Annotated in this window: 26 protein-coding genes and 1 tRNA gene; 6 read left to right on the top strand and 21 right to left on the bottom strand. The window is 64.3% G+C overall.

Annotation, left to right across the window (positions count from 1 at the left end; all coding sequences use genetic code 11):
• From ACSQ9I_RS03420 to ACSQ9I_RS03400, 5 genes are read left to right on the top strand one after another with little or no spacing between them, the layout of a single operon-like run.
• Positions 1-477, top strand: a complete 477-nt coding sequence (locus ACSQ9I_RS03420; protein WP_093105319.1) for a MarR family winged helix-turn-helix transcriptional regulator — start codon at positions 1-3, stop codon at positions 475-477.
• Positions 474-1,328, top strand: a complete 855-nt coding sequence (locus ACSQ9I_RS03415; protein ID WP_436312275.1) for an enoyl-CoA hydratase family protein — start codon at positions 474-476, stop codon at positions 1,326-1,328. Before ACSQ9I_RS03420 ends, ACSQ9I_RS03415 begins: the two co-directional genes overlap by 4 nt.
• Positions 1,329-1,332: 4 nt before the next feature.
• On the top strand, positions 1,333-2,529 hold the full coding sequence (locus ACSQ9I_RS03410; RefSeq protein ID WP_436312274.1) for an acyl-CoA dehydrogenase family protein: 1,197 nt from the start codon (positions 1,333-1,335) through the stop codon (positions 2,527-2,529).
• Positions 2,526-4,142, top strand: a complete 1,617-nt coding sequence (locus ACSQ9I_RS03405) for an AMP-binding protein (RefSeq protein ID WP_436312273.1) — start codon at positions 2,526-2,528, stop codon at positions 4,140-4,142. Before ACSQ9I_RS03410 ends, ACSQ9I_RS03405 begins: the two co-directional genes overlap by 4 nt.
• Positions 4,139-4,534, top strand: a complete 396-nt coding sequence (locus ACSQ9I_RS03400) for a RidA family protein (RefSeq protein WP_093105307.1) — start codon at positions 4,139-4,141, stop codon at positions 4,532-4,534. Before ACSQ9I_RS03405 ends, ACSQ9I_RS03400 begins: the two co-directional genes overlap by 4 nt.
• A 26-nt stretch (positions 4,535-4,560) precedes the next feature.
• On the opposite strand, the gene ACSQ9I_RS03395 is transcribed toward ACSQ9I_RS03400, so the two are convergent.
• The 20 genes from ACSQ9I_RS03395 to rplN form a co-directional block, all read right to left on the bottom strand.
• Positions 4,561-4,971: a hypothetical protein gene (locus ACSQ9I_RS03395; RefSeq protein WP_139191665.1), complete on the bottom strand. Its 411-nt coding sequence runs from the start codon at positions 4,969-4,971 to the stop codon at positions 4,561-4,563.
• Between the two features lie 303 nt (positions 4,972-5,274).
• Positions 5,275-5,351 (bottom strand) — tRNA-Met (locus ACSQ9I_RS03390).
• 18 nt (positions 5,352-5,369) lie between these two features.
• On the bottom strand, positions 5,370-5,771 hold the full coding sequence (rplQ, locus tag ACSQ9I_RS03385) for a 50S ribosomal protein L17 (RefSeq protein WP_093105301.1): 402 nt from the start codon (positions 5,769-5,771) through the stop codon (positions 5,370-5,372).
• Positions 5,772-5,848: 77 nt separating this feature from the next.
• On the bottom strand, positions 5,849-6,838 hold the full coding sequence (locus ACSQ9I_RS03380; RefSeq protein ID WP_028250818.1) for a DNA-directed RNA polymerase subunit alpha: 990 nt from the start codon (positions 6,836-6,838) through the stop codon (positions 5,849-5,851).
• 129 nt (positions 6,839-6,967) lie between these two features.
• Positions 6,968-7,591, bottom strand: coding sequence for a 30S ribosomal protein S4 (gene rpsD / locus ACSQ9I_RS03375; protein ID WP_093105298.1), 624 nt, complete (start codon positions 7,589-7,591; stop codon positions 6,968-6,970).
• Positions 7,592-7,725: 134 nt separating this feature from the next.
• On the bottom strand, positions 7,726-8,130 hold the full coding sequence (gene rpsK / locus ACSQ9I_RS03370) for a 30S ribosomal protein S11 (protein WP_068674563.1): 405 nt from the start codon (positions 8,128-8,130) through the stop codon (positions 7,726-7,728).
• Between the two features lie 12 nt (positions 8,131-8,142).
• Complete coding sequence (gene rpsM, locus ACSQ9I_RS03365; protein ID WP_019653977.1) at positions 8,143-8,508, bottom strand: 30S ribosomal protein S13; 366 nt, start codon at positions 8,506-8,508, stop codon at positions 8,143-8,145.
• Between the two features lie 24 nt (positions 8,509-8,532).
• Positions 8,533-8,646: a 50S ribosomal protein L36 gene (rpmJ, locus tag ACSQ9I_RS03360; RefSeq protein WP_038201958.1), complete on the bottom strand. Its 114-nt coding sequence runs from the start codon at positions 8,644-8,646 to the stop codon at positions 8,533-8,535.
• A gap of 34 nt (positions 8,647-8,680) precedes the next feature.
• Positions 8,681-8,899: a translation initiation factor IF-1 gene (infA, locus tag ACSQ9I_RS03355; RefSeq protein ID WP_093105295.1), complete on the bottom strand. Its 219-nt coding sequence runs from the start codon at positions 8,897-8,899 to the stop codon at positions 8,681-8,683.
• Positions 8,900-8,908: 9 nt separating this feature from the next.
• On the bottom strand, positions 8,909-10,219 hold the full coding sequence (gene secY / locus ACSQ9I_RS03350; protein ID WP_093105292.1) for a preprotein translocase subunit SecY: 1,311 nt from the start codon (positions 10,217-10,219) through the stop codon (positions 8,909-8,911).
• Positions 10,220-10,239: 20 nt separating this feature from the next.
• Entirely contained in the window at positions 10,240-10,671 is a 432-nt protein-coding gene (gene rplO, locus ACSQ9I_RS03345) for a 50S ribosomal protein L15 (protein ID WP_093105289.1), read from the bottom strand.
• 26 nt (positions 10,672-10,697) lie between these two features.
• Entirely contained in the window at positions 10,698-10,883 is a 186-nt protein-coding gene (gene rpmD / locus ACSQ9I_RS03340) for a 50S ribosomal protein L30 (protein WP_009124818.1), read from the bottom strand.
• Positions 10,884-10,897: 14 nt separating this feature from the next.
• On the bottom strand, positions 10,898-11,416 hold the full coding sequence (gene rpsE, locus ACSQ9I_RS03335) for a 30S ribosomal protein S5 (RefSeq protein ID WP_093105288.1): 519 nt from the start codon (positions 11,414-11,416) through the stop codon (positions 10,898-10,900).
• Between the two features lie 18 nt (positions 11,417-11,434).
• Positions 11,435-11,800 carry a 50S ribosomal protein L18 gene (gene rplR / locus ACSQ9I_RS03330; RefSeq protein ID WP_093105479.1) on the bottom strand — a complete coding sequence of 122 codons (366 nt, stop codon included), beginning with the start codon at positions 11,798-11,800 and terminating at the stop codon, positions 11,435-11,437.
• A 14-nt stretch (positions 11,801-11,814) separates the two neighbouring features.
• Positions 11,815-12,348, bottom strand: coding sequence for a 50S ribosomal protein L6 (rplF, locus tag ACSQ9I_RS03325; RefSeq protein WP_093105285.1), 534 nt, complete (start codon positions 12,346-12,348; stop codon positions 11,815-11,817).
• A 24-nt stretch (positions 12,349-12,372) separates the two neighbouring features.
• The gene (gene rpsH, locus ACSQ9I_RS03320) at positions 12,373-12,768 is read right to left on the bottom strand and encodes a 30S ribosomal protein S8 (RefSeq protein WP_093105283.1); all 396 of its coding nucleotides are present in this window, start codon (positions 12,766-12,768) and stop codon (positions 12,373-12,375) included.
• A 20-nt stretch (positions 12,769-12,788) separates the two neighbouring features.
• Positions 12,789-13,094, bottom strand: a complete 306-nt coding sequence (gene rpsN / locus ACSQ9I_RS03315; RefSeq protein WP_093105280.1) for a 30S ribosomal protein S14 — start codon at positions 13,092-13,094, stop codon at positions 12,789-12,791.
• Between the two features lie 8 nt (positions 13,095-13,102).
• On the bottom strand, positions 13,103-13,642 hold the full coding sequence (gene rplE, locus ACSQ9I_RS03310) for a 50S ribosomal protein L5 (RefSeq protein WP_093105278.1): 540 nt from the start codon (positions 13,640-13,642) through the stop codon (positions 13,103-13,105).
• Between the two features lie 11 nt (positions 13,643-13,653).
• Entirely contained in the window at positions 13,654-13,971 is a 318-nt protein-coding gene (gene rplX, locus ACSQ9I_RS03305; RefSeq protein ID WP_093105275.1) for a 50S ribosomal protein L24, read from the bottom strand.
• Positions 13,972-13,984: 13 nt separating this feature from the next.
• On the bottom strand, positions 13,985-14,353 hold the full coding sequence (gene rplN, locus ACSQ9I_RS03300) for a 50S ribosomal protein L14 (RefSeq protein ID WP_093105273.1): 369 nt from the start codon (positions 14,351-14,353) through the stop codon (positions 13,985-13,987).
• Positions 14,354-14,705: 352 nt separating this feature from the next.
• Between rplN and proC the strand changes: the two genes are divergently transcribed.
• Positions 14,706-15,563: a pyrroline-5-carboxylate reductase gene (gene proC / locus ACSQ9I_RS03295; protein WP_093105270.1), complete on the top strand. Its 858-nt coding sequence runs from the start codon at positions 14,706-14,708 to the stop codon at positions 15,561-15,563.
• 12 nt (positions 15,564-15,575) lie between these two features.
• On the opposite strand, the gene ubiA is transcribed toward proC, so the two are convergent.
• The gene (ubiA, locus tag ACSQ9I_RS03290; RefSeq protein WP_436312272.1) at positions 15,576-16,457 is read right to left on the bottom strand and encodes a 4-hydroxybenzoate octaprenyltransferase; all 882 of its coding nucleotides are present in this window, start codon (positions 16,455-16,457) and stop codon (positions 15,576-15,578) included.
• Between the last annotated feature and the right edge of the window lie 160 nt (positions 16,458-16,617).

The raw sequence follows: 16,617 nt of genomic DNA, 5'->3' as shown, positions 1-16,617 counted from the left end.
ATGGACCTCGAAGCAAGAGCCCACAGCGAGCACCCCGACGAGCTGCGCCTCTGGCTGCGGTTGCTGACATGCACCCAGCTTATCGAGAAGCAGGTGCGCAACGAGCTGCGCGAGCAGTTCGCCACCACCCTGCCCCGCTTCGACCTGATGTCGCAACTCGAACGCTCGCCGGACGGGCTGAAGATGAACGAGCTGTCGCGCCGCATGATGGTGACCGGCGGCAACGTCACCGGCATCACCGACCAGCTGGTGGCCGAGGGGCTGGTCGAGCGCGTCGACGTCGAGGGCGATCGCCGCGCCTGGCGCGTGCGCCTCACCACGCGTGGCCGCAAGCTCTTCAACGAGATGGCGCAACAGCACGAGGCATGGATCGTCGATGCCTTCGCGGGCCTGAACGCGAAGGAGGTCACGCAGCTCCACAAGCTGCTCGGCAAGGTCAAGCAGCATTCACATCAACAATTGGCGGAGGCCCTATGAAGCACTACATCGGCGCAAGCAGTCCCATGCGCGCGCAATTCGAGCCGAAGGCCGGCTACGAGGCCGAGCATTTCAGCTGGTCCTTCGAGGACGGCATCGGCACGGTCACGCTGAACCGGCCGGAGCGCAAGAATCCGCTGACTTTCGACTCCTACGCCGAGCTGCGCGACCTGTTTCGCGCGCTGAATTTCGCGACCGACGTCAAGGCGATCGTCGTGACGGGCGCGGGCGGCAACTTCTGTTCAGGCGGTGACGTGCACGAGATCATCGGGCCGCTCACGCAGATGCACATGCCCGAACTGCTCGAGTTCACGCGCATGACGGGCGACCTGGTGAAGGCGATCCGCCATTGCCCGCAACCCATCGTCGGCGCGATCGACGGCGTCTGTGCCGGCGCCGGCGCGATGATCGCGCTGGCCTGCGACCTGCGATACGGCACGCCCGCAGCGCGCACCGCATTCCTCTTCACGCGCGTCGGACTGGCCGGCGCCGACATGGGTGCCTGCGCGCTGCTGCCGCGCGTGATCGGGCAGGGCCGCGCCTCGGAGCTGCTCTTCACCGGCCGCGCGATGACGGCGCAGGAAGGCCACGCCTGGGGCTTCTTCAACGCGCTGCACGAGAGCAGCGCGCTGCTCGGCGCCGCCACCGCCGTGGCGCGCGAGCTCGCCGAAGGCCCGAGCTTCGCGCACGGCATGACCAAGACCATGCTGTCGCAGGAATGGGCGATGACCATCGACCAGGCGATCGAGGCCGAGGCGCAGGCGCAGGCGATCTGCATGCAGACCGAGGACTTCAGGCGCGCCTTCGAAGCCTTTGCGGCCAAGCGCAAGCCGGTGTTCGGCGGAGACTGACGCAATGGCTGCTTCGCCCGTACCTCCTTCCACGGCGCACCTGGCGCTGCCCTTCTTCGACGATGCGCATCGGGCGCTGTCGCGCGATCTGCTGCCCTGGGCAGCCGCCCAGTCGGTGGACGAGCGCGACGATCGCGCCGCTTGCCGCGACTGGGTGAAGCGGCTCGGCCAGGGCGGCTGGCTGCGCTATTGCGTGCCGGCTTCTTCGGGCGGCGCGCTGGAACGCCTCGATTCGCGCGCGCTGGTGCTGCTGCGCGAAACGCTGGCCTTCCATTCGCCGCTGGCCGATTTCGCCTTTGCGATGCAGGGCCTCGGCAGCGGCGCCATCACGCTGGCCGGCAGCGCCTCACAGCAGCGCGACTACCTCGGCGCCGTGGCGCGCGGCGACAAGATCGCGGCCTTTGCGCTCAGCGAACCCGAGGCGGGCTCGGACGTCGGCGCGATGGCGATGCAGGCTGTCGCCATCTCGGACGGCTGGCGGCTCACGGGCGAGAAGACCTGGATCAGCAATGGCGGCATCGCCGACTTCTACTGCGTGTTCGCGAAAACCGATCCGGCCGCCGGCTCGCGCGGCATCACGGCCTTCGTCGTCGATGCGAAGACGGCCGGACTCGACACCTCGGCACACATCGAAGTGATGGCGCCGCACCCGCTTGCCACGCTGCGCTTCGACGGCTGCGTCGTGCCGCGCGAGGCCCAGCTCGGCGAGCTGCATGGCGGCTTCAAGCTCGCGATGCGCACGCTCGACATCTTTCGCGCCTCGGTCGCCGGCGCTGCGCTCGGCATGGCGCGGCGCGCGCTGGCCGAAGCGGTCCACCATGCGAGCCGCCGGCGCATGTTCGGCCAGACGCTGGCCGACTTCCAGCTCACGCAGGCCAAGCTCGGCGAGATGGCGGCGCTGATCGACAGCGCGGCGCTGCTCACCTACCGCGCCGCCTGGATGCGAGACGACAGCGAAGCCCGGGGCGGGCCCGCCGTCGGCGACCTCACGGCCGCGGCGGCGATGGCCAAGATGTGCGCGACCGAGAACGCGAGCCGCGTGATCGACATGGCGCTGCAGATGCACGGCGGCCTCGGCGTGAAGGTGGGCACCAAGGTCGAGAGCCTCTACCGCGACATCCGTTCGCTGCGCATCTACGAGGGTGCGACCGAGGTGCAGCAACTGATCATCGGCAAGTCCGTCTTGCGGAGCCAGGCATGAGTGCGCAGACCGATCGCTTCGTTCACGACCGTCTGCCGCCGGCGGAGCAACTGCCCATGTTCCGGTACGACCGGCCCGAATTGCAGTTGCCCGACCAACTCAACCTGGTCGAGGTCCTGTTCGACAAGGCCAGCGCCAATGGCCTGGCGGACAAGCCGATGCTGCGCTCGCCGGCCCGTACGCTGAGCTACGCCGAGGCCGCGACCGAGGTCGACCGCATCGCGCAGGTGCTGGTGGAAGACCTGGGCCTGGTGCCCGGCAACCGCGTGCTGTTGCGCGGAGGCAATTCGATCGCGATGGCGCTGGCCTGGCTGGCCGTGGTCAAGGCCGGCCTGATCGCGGTCGCCACCATGCCGCTGCTGCGCGCGAAAGAGCTGGGCGACATCATCGAGAAATCGCGGCCGGTGGTCGCGCTGTGCGATGGCAAGTTGCTCGACGAGCTGCGGATCGCCCAGCAGGCGCATCCGGTGCTGCAGACCCTCGTGGCCTTCAACCAGCCGGATGCAGCCGATTCGCTGAGCGCGCGCGCTGCCGCCAAGAGCGGCGTGTTCAAGGCCTGCCCCACAGCCGCCGACGACATTGCGCTGCTGGCCTTCACCTCCGGCACCACCGGCAAGCCGAAGGCGCCCGTGACCACCCACCGCGACGTGCTCGCGATGTGCGAGACCTGGCCGCGTCACGTGCTGCAGGCGCGCAGCGACGACATCGTGCTGGGCTCGCCGCCGCTGGCCTTCACCTTCGGCCTGGGCGGCTTGCTGGTCTTCCCGATGTGGGCCGGCGCATCCGTGTATTTCCACGATGGCCCCTACACGCCGGAGACGATGGTCAAGGCGATCCGCGAGGTCGGCGCCACCATCTGCTACACGGCCCCCACCTTCTACAGGCAGATGGCGCCTTTCGCCAAGGCTTCCGGCGTGTCGAGCCTGCGCATCAGCGTGAGCGCGGGCGAGGCCCTGCCCGACGCGACCCGCCAGCTGTGGAAGGACGCCACGGGCATCGAGATGCTGGACGGCATCGGCGGCACCGAGGTGTTCCACATCTACATTTCGGCCGCCGGCGACCAGGTTCGGCGCGGCGCGGTCGGCAAGGTCGTGCCGGGATTCACCGCCAAGGTGGTGGACGACGAGGGCAATGAAGTGCCGCGCGGCACCGTCGGCAAGCTGGCGCTCATCGGGCCGGTCGGATGCCGCTACCTCGACGATCCGCGGCAGGCCGACTATGTGAAGAAGGGCTGGAACTATCCCGGCGACGCCTTCGTGCAGGACGAGGAAGGCTACTTCTTCTACCAGTCGCGCGCCGACGACATGATCATCACCGCCGGCTACAACGTCGGCGGGCCGGAGGTCGAAGACGCGCTGCTGAAGCATCCGGCGGTCGCCGAATGCGGCGTGGTCGGCAAGCCCGACGAGGAACGCGGAATGATCGTCAAGGCCTTCTGCGTGCTCAAGCCCGGCCAGACCGGCGATGCTGCCCTGGTCAAGGCGCTGCAGGACCACGTCAAGGCCACCATCGCGCCCTTCAAATACCCACGGGAGATCGAGTTCGTCGCTGCGCTGCCGCGCACCGAGACCGGCAAGCTCCAACGATTCAAACTGAGGCAAATCACACCATGATCAAACTTTTGCAACCGCCCGGCTGGGCACCCCCGAAGGGCTATGCGAACGGCGTTGCCGCGCGCGGCACGATGGTGTTCGTCGGCGGCCAGGTCGGCTGGAATGCGCAGCAGCAGTTCGTGTCGGACGATTTCATCGAGCAGACAGGACAGGCCCTGCGCAACATCGCCGACATCCTGCGCGAAGCCGGCGCCGGCCCCGAGCACATGGTGCGCATGACCTGGTACGTGACCGACCGCGACGAATACAACCGGCGCCTGGGCGAGCTCGGGCCGGTTTATCGCGAAACGATGGGCCGGAACTTCCCGGCGATGACTTGCGTGCAGGTCGCAGCGCTGGTGGAGTCGCGCGCCAAGGTGGAGATCGAGGTCACCGCGGTGCTGCCCGACTGAGCCCAGCGGCTACCGCGCCCGCAGCCTCAGAGTACTTCCTCGTGGGTCGCTGCCTCGGCGCCCGGATCCGAGAGGATGAGCGCCGCGCGATAGGCAGCGCGCCCCGCAATCTTGGTTTCCGCGGCCAGCTTTTTCCACAGCTGTTCCCGCTCGACCGGCGACAGGGCTGCGGGCTGATCGATCAATGAATGCGCAATCGCCAGCAGCGAAATAGCCGAAGTCAGGCAAAAACTGAGCGCCGACGTCGTGGGACGGCTGCGGTAATTCGCCTGTTCGCCGCGACGAATCTGGTCTTCCTCGCTCGGACTGAGAGAAAGAAGATCGGTCGTCGGGTGAAATGGAACGGCAGGCTCGTCATTGAAAATATAGTCGACCGCCTGCTCGACAGCGCCCATTGCGTTTTCAATCAGATTCCGCGAAATCGAAGGATCGATCATGAAAGTCCCTTATTTGCGCAATTCACAGACTTCTCGTCCTTCAACTGTTCTCGAATCGGCCAGATGTTACACATGTCACGCGCACGCATCCGTGATCTTTGTCACACGGCATGGGCGTTTTAGACTCGTTTCACGGTGAAAAGAGTAATTTGGCACTAACAGAAAACTGGGAGCGAAACGCCCTTGGGACAGATCCCAAAATCGATGGCGCGCAGTCTTTTCTTTAGCAGCCGGAAAGCAAAACGCCCACTCGAAGTGGGCGTTTTGCTTTTTCAGCAACAACCTTTTGGGTTGCCGGAAATTTGGTTGCGCGAGCAAGATTTGAACTTGCGACCTTTGGGTTATGAGCCCAACGAGCTACCAGGCTGCTCCATCGCGCGGCAAGATGGAATTATAGCTTATTCTTCGCCGGCCTGCTCGTCGGCAGGGGCTTCCGTCACTTCGGGACGATCGACCAGTTCGACCAGCGCCATCGGCGCGTTGTCGCCCACGCGGAAACCCATTTTCAGGATGCGCGTGTAGCCGCCCGGACGTGCCTGGTAGCGCGGGCCGAGTTCGCCGAACAGCTTGACCACGCTGTCGCGGTCGCGCAGGCGATCGAAAGCCAGGCGCTTGTTGGCGACCGTCGGCTTCTTGGCCAGGGTGATCATCGGCTCGATGACGCGGCGCAGTTCCTTGGCCTTGGGGACCGTGGTCTTGATGACCTCATGCTCGATGAGCGAGTTCATCATGTTCTGCAGCATCGCGAGGCGGTGCGAGCTGGTGCGGTTGAGTTTGCGGAGTCCGTGTCCGTGACGCATGGTGCTTTTCCTTTACTTTATAAAAACAGGCAGCCGTGTCAGGTACTGCCCGGTGCAACACACAGGTGTGGTGATTCTTAACGCTTATCGAGGCCGGCCGGTGGCCAGCTTTCGAGCTTCATGCCCAAGGTCAGGCCGCGCGAGGCGAGCACTTCCTTGATTTCGTTGAGCGACTTGCGACCCAGGTTCGGGGTCTTGAGCAGCTCGTTCTCGGTGCGCTGGATCAGGTCACCGATGTAGTAGATGTTTTCGGCCTTCAGGCAGTTGGCCGAACGCACCGTGAGTTCGAGCTCGTCGACCGGGCGCAGCAGGATCGGATCGAACTGCTGGGCGCTGCGCGGCGCGGGTGCATCGAACGCAGCGAGTTCGCCGCCTTCGAGCTGCGCGAACACGGCCAGTTGCTCGACCAGGATCTTGGCCGAGGCGCGAACCGCGTCTTCGGCGGTGATCGCGCCGTTGGTCTCGATCTCGACCAGGAGCTTGTCGAGGTCGGTACGCTGCTCGACGCGGGCGCTTTCGACCGTGTAGCTCACGCGCTTGACCGGCGAGAACGAGGCGTCGAGCACGATACGGCCGATCGACTTGGTCGGCTCGTCCGCGTAGCGGCGCATCGTGCCGGGCACATAGCCGCGGCCCTTCTCGACCTTGATCTGCATGTCGAGCTTGCCGCCCTGCGACAGGTGGGCGATCACGTGGTCGGGGTTGATGATCTCGACGTCGTGCGGCGTCTGGATATCCGACGCGGTCACCGCGCCTTCGCCGTCCTTGCGCAGGCTCAGCGTGACTTCATCGCGGTTGTGGAGCTTGAACACCACGCCCTTGAGGTTCAGCAGGATGTTGACGACGTCTTCCTGCACGCCGTCGATCGACGAGTACTCATGCAGCACGCCGGCGATCGTCACTTCGGTGGCGGAGTAACCGACCATCGACGACAGCAGCACGCGGCGCAGCGCGTTGCCGAGCGTGTGGCCGTAGCCGCGCTCGAAGGGCTCGAGCGTGACCTTGGCCTTGTTGGCGGCCAGTTGCTCGACCTGGATGGTCTTGGGTTTCAGCAGGGTGGTTTGCATGCAGAACTTCCTCTCAATACCCCCGGCTCGTTACACCGGTAAGGCTGGTGAAGTGCCCGGCCGCGGTGTCCGCGGCAGGGAACAAAAAATCAAAGTCCGGGCCGCCGGATGGCGGCACGTTTTCGCCTGTTACCTCGAATACAGTTCGACGATCAGCGATTCGTTGATGTCGGCCGCGAATTCGTCGCGATCGGGCACCTTCTTGAAGGTGCCTTCGCCCTTGTCGGCATTCACTTCGACCCAGGCCGGAATGCCGACCTGCTGGGCGAGTTGCAGCGCTTCGGCGATGCGGGTCTGCTTCTTCGACTTGTCGCGCACGGCAATCACGTCGCCGGTCTTGACCAGGTACGACGGGATGTTGACCGACTGGCCGTTCACCGTGATCGCCTTGTGCGAGACCAGCTGGCGCGCTTCGGCGCGCGTGGAGCCGAAGCCCATGCGGTAGACCACGTTGTCCAGGCGCGATTCGAGGATGAACAGCAGGTTGGCGCCGGTGTTGCCACGGCGGCGATCGGCTTCCTCGAAGTAGCGGCGGAACTGCTTCTCGAGCACGCCGTACATGCGCTTGACCTTCTGCTTCTCGCGCAGCTGCAGACCGAAGTCGGAGGTGCGCTGACCAGAAGTGCGGCCATGCTGGCCGGGCTTGGAGTCGAACTTGGCCTTGTCCTGGATCGAACGGCGGGCGCTCTTCAGGAACAGGTCGGTGCCTTCGCGGCGGGAAAGTTTGGCCTTGGGGCCGAGGTAGCGTGCCACTTGATCTTCCTTTGTGTCATCTGCCGCAGAGGCTGTCTGCGGGAGCCATCAGCGGCGTGCCGATGGCGGTGGGCTTGTTGAAAAAACAAAACGCGCAGCCGGCTCGAAAGCTGACTGCGCCGGGCGTCCTCGCCTTAGATGCGACGGCGCTTTTGCGGGCGGCAGCCGTTGTGCGGAACCGGCGTCACATCGGCGATCGAGTTGATGCGGATGCCGAGCGCGGCGAGCGCGCGCACCGACGATTCGCGTCCCGGGCCCGGGCCCTTGATCTCGACGTCGAGGTTCTTGATGCCTTGTTCCACCGCAGCGCGACCGGCGACTTCCGAAGCGACCTGCGCAGCGAACGGCGTCGACTTGCGCGAGCCCTTGAAGCCCTGGCCACCCGACGACGCCCACGACAGAGCGTTGCCCTGGCGATCGGTGATCGTGATGATCGTGTTGTTGAACGAGGCGTGCACGTGCGCGACGCCGTCCGCCACGTTCTTGCGGACCTTCTTGCGAACGCGTTGCGCTGCGTTGTTGGCAGGAGCTTTAGCCATGCTGATCTATCCTTATTTCTTCAGGGACTGCGCGGCCTTGCGCGGACCCTTGCGGGTGCGGGCGTTGGTGCGCGTGCGCTGGCCGCGCATCGGCAGGCCGCGACGGTGACGGAAGCCGCGGTAGCAGCCGATGTCCATCAAGCGCTTGATGTTCATCGTCGTTTCGCGACGCAGGTCACCTTCGATGGTGAAGAGCGCGATCTGGTCGCGGATCTTCTCGAGATCGGCGTCGGTCAGATCCTTGATCTTCTTCGAATATTCGATGCCGCTCGCTTCGCAGATCTTGCGGGCGCGGGTGCGACCGATGCCGAAGATGGCGGTCAGGCCGATCTCAGCGTGCTTGTGCGGCGGAATGTTGATGCCAGCAATACGTGCCATGTGCGTCCTCTAATACTCTTTCAATCAACCCTGGCGCTGCTTGTGGCGCGGGTCGGTACAGATCACGCGCACCACACCCTTGCGGCGGATGATCTTGCAATTACGGCAAATGGTTTTGACCGAAGCCGAAACTCTCATTTCATTCTCCTAAAACTCTGTCCAACCCGGCGACTCATTTCGCCCGAAACACAATGCGCGCCCGGCTCAAGTCATAGGGCGTCAACTCGACGGTGACCTTGTCACCTGGAAGGATGCGGATGTAGTGCATCCGCATCTTTCCGGAAATATGCCCCAGCACGATGTGTCCATTTTCCAGCTTCACCCGGAAGGTCGCATTCGGCAGGTTCTCCTGAACCTCGCCTTGCATCTGGATGACATCGTCCTTCGACATCTCAATCGCCTAGGAAGTCTTGAAATTGGCTTTCTTTAGCAGCGATTCGTACTGCTGCGACATCATGTAGTTCTGCACTTGGGCCATGAAGTCCATCGTGACAACCACGATGATCAGCAGAGAGGTGCCGCCAAAATAGAACGGCACGTTGTATTTCAGGATCAGGAACTCGGGCAGCAGGCAGACGAAGGTGATGTACACCGCGCCGGCCAGCGTCAGACGAACCAGGATCTTGTCGATATAGCGCGCGGTCTGGTCACCTGGGCGAATGCCTGGAATGAACGCACCGCTCTTCTTCAGGTTGTCGGCCGTCTCGCGGCTGTTGAACACGAGCGCCGTGTAGAAGAAGCAGAAGAACACGATCGCGGTGGCATAGAGCAGCACGTAGATCGGCTGCCCCGGCGTCAGCGCGCTCGCGATGTCCTTGATCCAGCGCATGCTCTCGCCGGTGCTGAACCAGCCCACGACCGTGGTCGGCAGCAGGATGATCGACGACGCGAAGATCGGCGGGATCACGCCAGCCATGTTCAGCTTCAGCGGCAGGTGCGAGGACTGGCCGCCGTAGACCTTGTTGCCGACCTGGCGCCGCGCGTAGTTCACGAGGATCTTGCGCTGACCGCGTTCGACGAACACGACGAAGTAGGTCACCAGGATGACCACCGCGACGATGAACAGCGCGACGATCACGTTCATGGCGCCGGTGCGCACCAGTTCGAGCAATCCGCCGATCGCGCTCGGCAGGCCGGCCGCGATGCCCGCGAAGATCAGGATCGAAATCCCGTTGCCGAGGCCGCGCTCGGTGATCTGCTCGCCGAGCCACATCAGGAACATCGAGCCGGCCGTGAGGCTGACCATCGCCGTGATGCGGAAGCCGAAGCCGGGCGAAATCACGAGGCCTGCCGACGATTCCAGCGCGACCGCGATGCTGAAGGACTGGAACAGCGCCAGGCCCAGCGTGCCGTAGCGCGTGTACTGGGTGATCTTGCGCCGGCCGGCTTCGCCTTCCTTCTTCAATTGCTCGAAGGTCGGCACCACGTAGGTCATCAACTGCATGATGATCGACGCGGAGATGTACGGCATGATGCCCAGCGCGAACACGGTGAAGCGCGACAGCGCCCCGCCCGAGAACATGTTGAACAGGCTCAGGATGCCGCCCTGCTGGCCCTGGAACAGCTGCGCGAGTTGGTCCGGGTTGATGCCCGGCACCGGAATGTGAGCTCCGATGCGATAGACCACGAGCGCGAGCAGCAAAAAGACGAGCCGGCGACGCAGGTCGCCGAACTTGCCTGTTTTTGCGAGCGTTGCCGCGTTGGTTGCCACGAAGACTTCTTTCAGTCCGATCAGGCCACGCTGCCGCCGGCTGCTTCGATCGCAGCCTTGGCGCCGGCGCTCGCACCGATGCCGGTCAGCTTGACGGCCTTGGTGAGTTCACCCGACTTGATGACCTTGACGACCTTGGCGATCTGACCGACCAGGCCGGCTTGTTTGAGCGCCAGCACGTCGACTTCGGCCAGGCCGAGCTTCTCGAGCGAGGTCAGCGTTACTTCGGCGTTGTACTTGAGCAGCTGCGACTTGAAGCCGCGCTTGGGCAGGCGACGCTGCAGCGGCATCTGGCCGCCTTCGAAGCCGACCTTGTGGAAACCGCCCGCACGCGACTTCTGACCCTTGTGACCGCGACCCGCGGTCTTGCCCAGGCCGGAGCCGATGCCGCGGCCGACACGGCGCTTGGCGTGCTTGGAGCCGTCAGCCGGCTTGATGCCATTGAGTTCCATATACGTCTCTCTCTCAGCGACTCTGTTTAGAGCACTTTGACCAGATAACTGATCTTGTTGATCATGCCGCGCACCGCGGGCGTGTCCTGCAGCTCGCTCACGCTGTTGAGCTTGCGCAGGCCGAGGCCACGCACGGTGGCGCGATGCGATTCCTTGGTGCCGATCGGGCTCTTGACCAATTGCACCTTGAGGGTTTGTTGTTGCGTCGTCATGTCGATACTCCCGTTCAGGCGAAGAGTTGTTCGACGGTCAGGCCGCGCTTGGCAGCGACTTCGGACGCCGTCGTCGAATTCTTCAGGCCGTCCAGCGTGGCGCGGACCATGTTGTAGGGGTTCGAGGAACCATGGCTCTTGGCCACGATGTCGGTGATGCCCATGACTTCGAACACGGCGCGCATCGGGCCGCCGGCGATGATGCCGGTACCCTTCGGGGCCGGGATCATGACCACCGAGGCAGCGCCCCAATGGCCCGTCACGCGGTGATGCAGCGTGCCGTTCTTGATCGAGATCTTCGCGAGGTTGCGACGCGCTTCTTCCATCGCCTTCTGCACGGCGGCCGGCACTTCCTTCGACTTGCCCTTGCCCATGCCGACGCGGCCGTCGCCGTCACCCACCACGGTGAGTGCCGCGAAACCGAGGATACGACCGCCCTTCACCACCTTGGTGACGCGGTTGATCGCGATCATCTTCTCGCGCAGACCGTCTTCGGGGCCTTCGCTCTGCGTTCTTGCCTGAATCTTTGCCATTTTGAATCTCGTGTCCGGTTAGAACTGCAGGCCGGCTTCGCGAGCCGCATCGGCCAGCGCCTTGACGCGGCCGTGGTAGGCGAAACCTGCGCGGTCGAAAGCGACCTTCTCGATGCCGGCGGCCTTCGCCTTTTCAGCGATGCGCTTGCCGACCACGGTGGCCGCAGCGGCGTTGCCGCCCTTGCCGGAACCACCCAGCGAGGTACGCACTTCGGCTTCGGCCGTCGATGCAGTGGCAATCACCTTGGTGCCGTCGTCGGAGATGACGGTGGCGTAGATGTGCAGATTGGTGCGGTTCACCGTCAGGCGCGCCACGCCTTGCGTCGCAATGCGGATGCGGGTCTGGCGCGAACGGCGAAGACGCTGTGCTTTTTTGGTCAACATCATTTTGCTGCCCCTTACTTCTTCTTGGTCTCTTTGATCACGATCTTCTCGTCCGCATAGCGGATGCCCTTGCCCTTGTAAGGCTCGGGCGGACGAATCGCGCGGATCTCAGCGGCCACTTGGCCGACGCGTTGGCGGTCGGCGCCCTTGATCACGATTTCGGTCGGCGTCGCCGTCGCCACCGTGATGCCTTGCGGCATGTCGATGTTGACCGGATGCGAGTAACCGACTTGCAGGTTCAGCTTGGCGCCCTGCGCCTGGGCCTTGTAGCCCACGCCGATCAGGCTCAGCTTCTTCTCGAAGCCCTTGGTCACACCGACCACCATGTTGTTCACCAGCTGGCGAACCGTGCCGCTCATCGCGTTGGCTTCACGCGATTCGTTGGCGGGTTCGAAGCTCAGCTTGCCGTCTTTGCTGACGACATTGACCAGCGCGTTCAACGCCAGGTTGAGCGTGCCGCCCGTGCCCTTGACGCTGATCTGGTCTTCCTTGATCGACACATCCACGCCTGCGGGGATGGCGACCGGCATTTTTCCTACTCGGGACATTTCAGTTTCTCCTCGATGTCTCGTTTAGGCGACGTAGCACAGCACTTCGCCACCGACACCGGTAGCGCGGGCCTTGCGGTCGGTCATCACGCCCTTGGGGGTCGTGACGATGGCAACGCCGAGGCCGTTCTGGACTTGCGGAATCGCGGCGCTGGCCTTGTAGACGCGCAGGCCGGGACGACTCACGCGCTCGATGCGCTCGATGACCGGGCGGCCGGCGTAGTACTTCAGTGCAATTTCGAGTTCGGTCTTGCCGGCTTCGGTCTTGACCTGGAAGCCGTCGATGTAGCCCTCGTCCTTCAGCACCTGTGCGATCGCGATCTTCACCTTGGAAGACGGGACCGACACGGTGGGCTTCGCCACCATCTGCGCGTTGCGGATACGCGTCAGCAGGTCGGCAATGGGATCACTCATGCTCATATTGTTTGCTCCTGCCTGGCTTACCAACTGGCCTTGGTGACACCGGGGATGTCGCCAGCGAAAGCCAGTTCACGGATCTTGGCGCGGGCCAGACCGAATTGGCGGAAGGTGCCGCGCGGGCGGCCGGTGATTTCGCAGCGGTTGCGCTGGCGCGTCGGATTGGCGTTGCGCGGGAGCTTCTGCAGGCCCAGGCGGGCGGCTGCGCGCTCTTCGTCGCTCTTCTTCGCGTCGTTGGCGATCGCCTTCAGTTCCGCGTGCTTGGCGGCGTACTTTGCGACCAATTTGTCGCGCTTGAGTTCGCGCTCGATCAAAGCTACTTTAGCCACAAATCACCTCAGTTCTTGAACGGGAAACGGAAGCCCGCGAGAAGCGCCTTGGCCTCTTCGTCGGTCTTGGCCGTCGTCGTGATGCTGATATTGAGACCGCGCAGGGCATCGACCTTGTCGTATTCGATCTCGGGGAAAATGATCTGCTCTTTCACGCCGATGTTGTAGTTGCCGCGGCCGTCGAACGCACGGCCGGAAATGCCGCGGAAGTCGCGCACGCGCGGCAGGGCCACGGTCACGAAACGGTCCAGGAACTCATACATCTGCACGCCGCGCAGCGTGACCATGCAGCCGATCGGCTGGTTCTCGCGAATCTTGAAGCCGGCGATCGCCTTCTTCGACTTGGTCACGACCGGCTTCTGGCCGGCGATCTTGGTCAGGTCGGCGACGGCGTTGTCGAGGACCTTCTTGTCGGCGACCGCTTCGCCCACACCCATGTTGAGCGTGATCTTGGTCAGACGCGGAACCTGCATCGGCGACTTGTAGCCGAACTTTTCGGTCAGGTCTTTCGCGACTTTTTCGCGATAGTGTTGTTGGAGACGTGCCATGTAAGTACCCCTTAGGCGGTCTTGATTTCGTCGCCGCTGGACTTGAAGACGCGCACGCGCTTGCCGTCCGTGACCTTGATGCCCACGCGATCGGCCTTGCCGGTCGCGGCATTGAAGATCGCCACGTTGGATTGGTGAATCGGCATGGCCTTCTCGACGATGCCACCGGTCGTGCCCTTGAGCGGGTTCGGCTTGGTGTGCTTCTTGACCAGATTGATGCCGTCGACGATCAGGTGCGAGTCGTCCTTGCGCAGCGACACCGTGCCGCGCTTGCCCTTGTCGCGCCCGGCCAACACGATGACCTGGTCGCCTTTGCGAATCTTGTTCATGGCGTTGTTGTCCTTACAGAACTTCGGGGGCCAGCGACACGATCTTCATGAACTTCTCGGTGCGCAGTTCGCGCGTGACCGGTCCGAAGATGCGGGTGCCGATGGGCTCCAGCTTGGCGTTGAGCAGAACGGCGGCATTGCCGTCGAACTTGACGAGCGAACCGTCGCTGCGACGGATGCCCTTGGCGGTACGGACCACCACTGCGCTGTAGATCTCGCCCTTCTTGACGCGACCACGCGGAGCGGCTTCCTTGATGCTGACCTTGATGACGTCGCCCACGCTGGCATAACGCCGCTTGGAGCCGCCGAGCACCTTGATACACAGGACGGATTTCGCGCCCGTGTTGTCGGCCACATCGAGCCGGGATTCAGTTTGGATCATGTCTAGTAGTTCCCAACTTGTACCGCTCATCTCCCCAGGATTTCCCTGCGAAGGCTCTGCGGTCAGTCTTGGGCCCGTCGTCCGCGCATCAAAACCACTTTGATGCGCCTCCGTTGGGCAGAAGCTTCGCCTTTTGAAAAGCGAAGCCCACGATTGTTGCACGGCCTATGAGTACTGTCAACCGGCCAATCCGTGACGCCGCACAACACTCAGCGATTATTTTTAGATGTGAGCGCGCGCTTTCAAAAACTGCCTGCTTCTGCATTGCCGGGCACTGGCGAGCGGCGACAATTTCGGTCCGGCCGCTGCCGCGAGAGCGCTGGGGCCATCGTTGAGTGTCACGGAACAAGTCATGAACATCGCAGTCACCTTCCTGCCCCGCCGGGAACCGACCCCTTTGCCGCCGATCGGATTCATCGGCGGCGGCAACATGGCCAGCGCCATCATCGGCGGGCTCATCAAGCGGGACGTCCCTGCAGAGACCTTCGAAGTGGTCGAACCTTTTGCCGAAGCCCGCGCACGGCTCCTGCACGACTTCGGCATCACCGCCCAACCCGAGGCCGGTGCCGCTCTCGCGCGTTGCGCCGTCGTGGTCTGGGCCGTCAAGCCGCAGAGCTTTGCGGAGGCCGCGCGACCGGTCCGCGCTCTGGCGAGCGAGGCGCTGCATCTCAGCGTCGCGGCGGGCATCCCCTCCGACAGCATCGCGCGCTGGCTGGCCACGGAGCGCGTGGTGCGTGCCATGCCCAATACGCCGGCCCTGGTCGGCCAGGGCATGACCGGCCTGTTCGCGCGCCCGGCGGTCGATGCCGCCGGCCGCAAGCTGGCCGAGCAGGTGCTGGATGCCACCGGCGACCTGCTGTGGGTCGATGCCGAAGGCGCGCTCGATGCCGTGACCGCGGTCTCGGGCTCGGGCCCCGCTTATGTCTTCTATTTCATCGAGGCCATGACGGAGGCCGGCGTCGAGCTGGGCCTCTCGCCCGAGCAGGCGCATCGCCTCGCCGTGGGCACCTTCAGCGGCGCATCGGCCCTGGCCGGCAATGCGAGCGAGCCGCCCGCGGTGCTGCGCGAGCGCGTGACCTCCAAGGGCGGCACCACCTATGCAGCGATCAGCTCGCTCGAGAGCGCGGACGTCAAGGCGAAGTTCAAGGCCGCGATCCGCGCCGCACACCAGCGCGCCGGCGAACTCGCCAAGGAATTCGGCCGCGATTGAGGCAGCGCGGCTTCAGCGCAGCGCGTAGCCGGCCACGACACCGGCAAACACGGTGAAGCCCAGCCAGTGGTTGAGCCGGAAGGCCTTGAAGCAGCCGTCACGCATGCGGTCGCGAATCAGCCGCCAATGCCACAGCGCCTGCGCCGCCGCGATGCCGATGGCGGCGAAGAAGGCGGGGCCCAGGGCCTCGCTCGCGCCGGCCGCGGCCCATACCGCCAGAAAGATCGCGTAGCTCGCCATCACGGCCGCAACATCGAAGCGGCCGAAGGTGATGGCCGAGGTCTTCATGCCGATCTTCAGGTCGTCGTCGCGATCAACCATCGCGTACTCGGTGTCGTAGGCCAGCACCCAGAACAGGTTGCCCGCCAGCAGCCACCACGCGAAAGCCGGCACGCTGGACTGCACGGCCGCGAAGGCCATCGGGATGCCGAAGCTGAATGCGATGCCCAGCACCGCCTGCGGAATCGACATGAAGCGCTTGGCATACGGATAGATCAGGGTCACAGCCAAGGCCGCGAACGACCACAGCACGGTGACGCGGTTGGTCGTGAGCACCAGCGCAAAGGCGGCCAGCGCGAGCACCGCCCCCACGGCGAGCGCCTCCTTGACCGAGATGGCGCCGCTGGTGACGGGCCGCTGGGCGGTGCGCTTGACATGGCGGTCGAAATCGCGATCGGCCACGTCGTTGACGCAGCAGCCGGCGCTGCGCATGAGGATGGTGCCCAGCACGAACACGGTGAGCAGGTGCCAGCCCGGCCAGCCTCCGGCGGCAAACCACAGGGCGCCGAGCGACGGCCACAGCAGCAGCAGCCAACCGGCGGGACGATTCCAGCGGATCAGGTCCAGGTAGAGCGAAAGGCGGCCGCGCGGCGCGGCAGCAGTGGATGCGGACATGGGCCGATTTTGCGTCACGCCAAATAGACGCCCTCGTTTGCCACACTAGAATCCGGCGGTTCGCGCGACGCGATCACCCTTTGCATCGAGCCCGGCCCAGCGCCAGGACTTCCGCGCAAAAGGCACCCAACCCAGACATTTCCAGGCAGGGCACATCCGG

Source organism: Variovorax sp. LjRoot84 (assembly GCF_964254305.1).
Classification (GTDB): Bacteria; Pseudomonadota; Gammaproteobacteria; order Burkholderiales; family Burkholderiaceae_C; genus Variovorax.
Note: the sequence above shows the minus strand (reverse complement) of the source record. Positions and strands in the feature narration are given on the sequence as shown.

Coding starts and splice junctions, on each gene's coding strand:
- ACSQ9I_RS03420 (WP_093105319.1), top strand. CDS start 1: ATGGACCTCGAAGCAAGAGCCCACAGCGAGCACCCCGACGAGCTGCGC.
- ACSQ9I_RS03415 (WP_436312275.1), top strand. CDS start 474: ATGAAGCACTACATCGGCGCAAGCAGTCCCATGCGCGCGCAATTCGAG.
- ACSQ9I_RS03410 (WP_436312274.1), top strand. CDS start 1,333: ATGGCTGCTTCGCCCGTACCTCCTTCCACGGCGCACCTGGCGCTGCCC.
- ACSQ9I_RS03405 (WP_436312273.1), top strand. CDS start 2,526: ATGAGTGCGCAGACCGATCGCTTCGTTCACGACCGTCTGCCGCCGGCG.
- ACSQ9I_RS03400 (WP_093105307.1), top strand. CDS start 4,139: ATGATCAAACTTTTGCAACCGCCCGGCTGGGCACCCCCGAAGGGCTAT.
- ACSQ9I_RS03395 (WP_139191665.1), bottom strand. CDS start 4,971: ATGATCGATCCTTCGATTTCGCGGAATCTGATTGAAAACGCAATGGGC.
- rplQ (WP_093105301.1), bottom strand. CDS start 5,771: ATGCGTCACGGACACGGACTCCGCAAACTCAACCGCACCAGCTCGCAC.
- ACSQ9I_RS03380 (WP_028250818.1), bottom strand. CDS start 6,838: ATGCAAACCACCCTGCTGAAACCCAAGACCATCCAGGTCGAGCAACTG.
- rpsK (WP_068674563.1), bottom strand. CDS start 8,130: ATGGCTAAAGCTCCTGCCAACAACGCAGCGCAACGCGTTCGCAAGAAG.
- rpsM (WP_019653977.1), bottom strand. CDS start 8,508: ATGGCACGTATTGCTGGCATCAACATTCCGCCGCACAAGCACGCTGAG.
- rpmJ (WP_038201958.1), bottom strand. CDS start 8,646: ATGAGAGTTTCGGCTTCGGTCAAAACCATTTGCCGTAATTGCAAGATC.
- infA (WP_093105295.1), bottom strand. CDS start 8,899: ATGTCGAAGGACGATGTCATCCAGATGCAAGGCGAGGTTCAGGAGAAC.
- rplO (WP_093105289.1), bottom strand. CDS start 10,671: ATGGAACTCAATGGCATCAAGCCGGCTGACGGCTCCAAGCACGCCAAG.
- rpmD (WP_009124818.1), bottom strand. CDS start 10,883: ATGACGACGCAACAACAAACCCTCAAGGTGCAATTGGTCAAGAGCCCG.
- rpsE (WP_093105288.1), bottom strand. CDS start 11,416: ATGGCAAAGATTCAGGCAAGAACGCAGAGCGAAGGCCCCGAAGACGGT.
- rplR (WP_093105479.1), bottom strand. CDS start 11,800: ATGTTGACCAAAAAAGCACAGCGTCTTCGCCGTTCGCGCCAGACCCGC.
- rplF (WP_093105285.1), bottom strand. CDS start 12,348: ATGTCCCGAGTAGGAAAAATGCCGGTCGCCATCCCCGCAGGCGTGGAT.
- rpsH (WP_093105283.1), bottom strand. CDS start 12,768: ATGAGCATGAGTGATCCCATTGCCGACCTGCTGACGCGTATCCGCAAC.
- rplE (WP_093105278.1), bottom strand. CDS start 13,642: ATGGCACGTCTCCAACAACACTATCGCGAAAAAGTCGCGAAAGACCTG.
- rplX (WP_093105275.1), bottom strand. CDS start 13,971: ATGAACAAGATTCGCAAAGGCGACCAGGTCATCGTGTTGGCCGGGCGC.
- rplN (WP_093105273.1), bottom strand. CDS start 14,353: ATGATCCAAACTGAATCCCGGCTCGATGTGGCCGACAACACGGGCGCG.
- proC (WP_093105270.1), top strand. CDS start 14,706: ATGAACATCGCAGTCACCTTCCTGCCCCGCCGGGAACCGACCCCTTTG.
- ubiA (WP_436312272.1), bottom strand. CDS start 16,457: ATGTCCGCATCCACTGCTGCCGCGCCGCGCGGCCGCCTTTCGCTCTAC.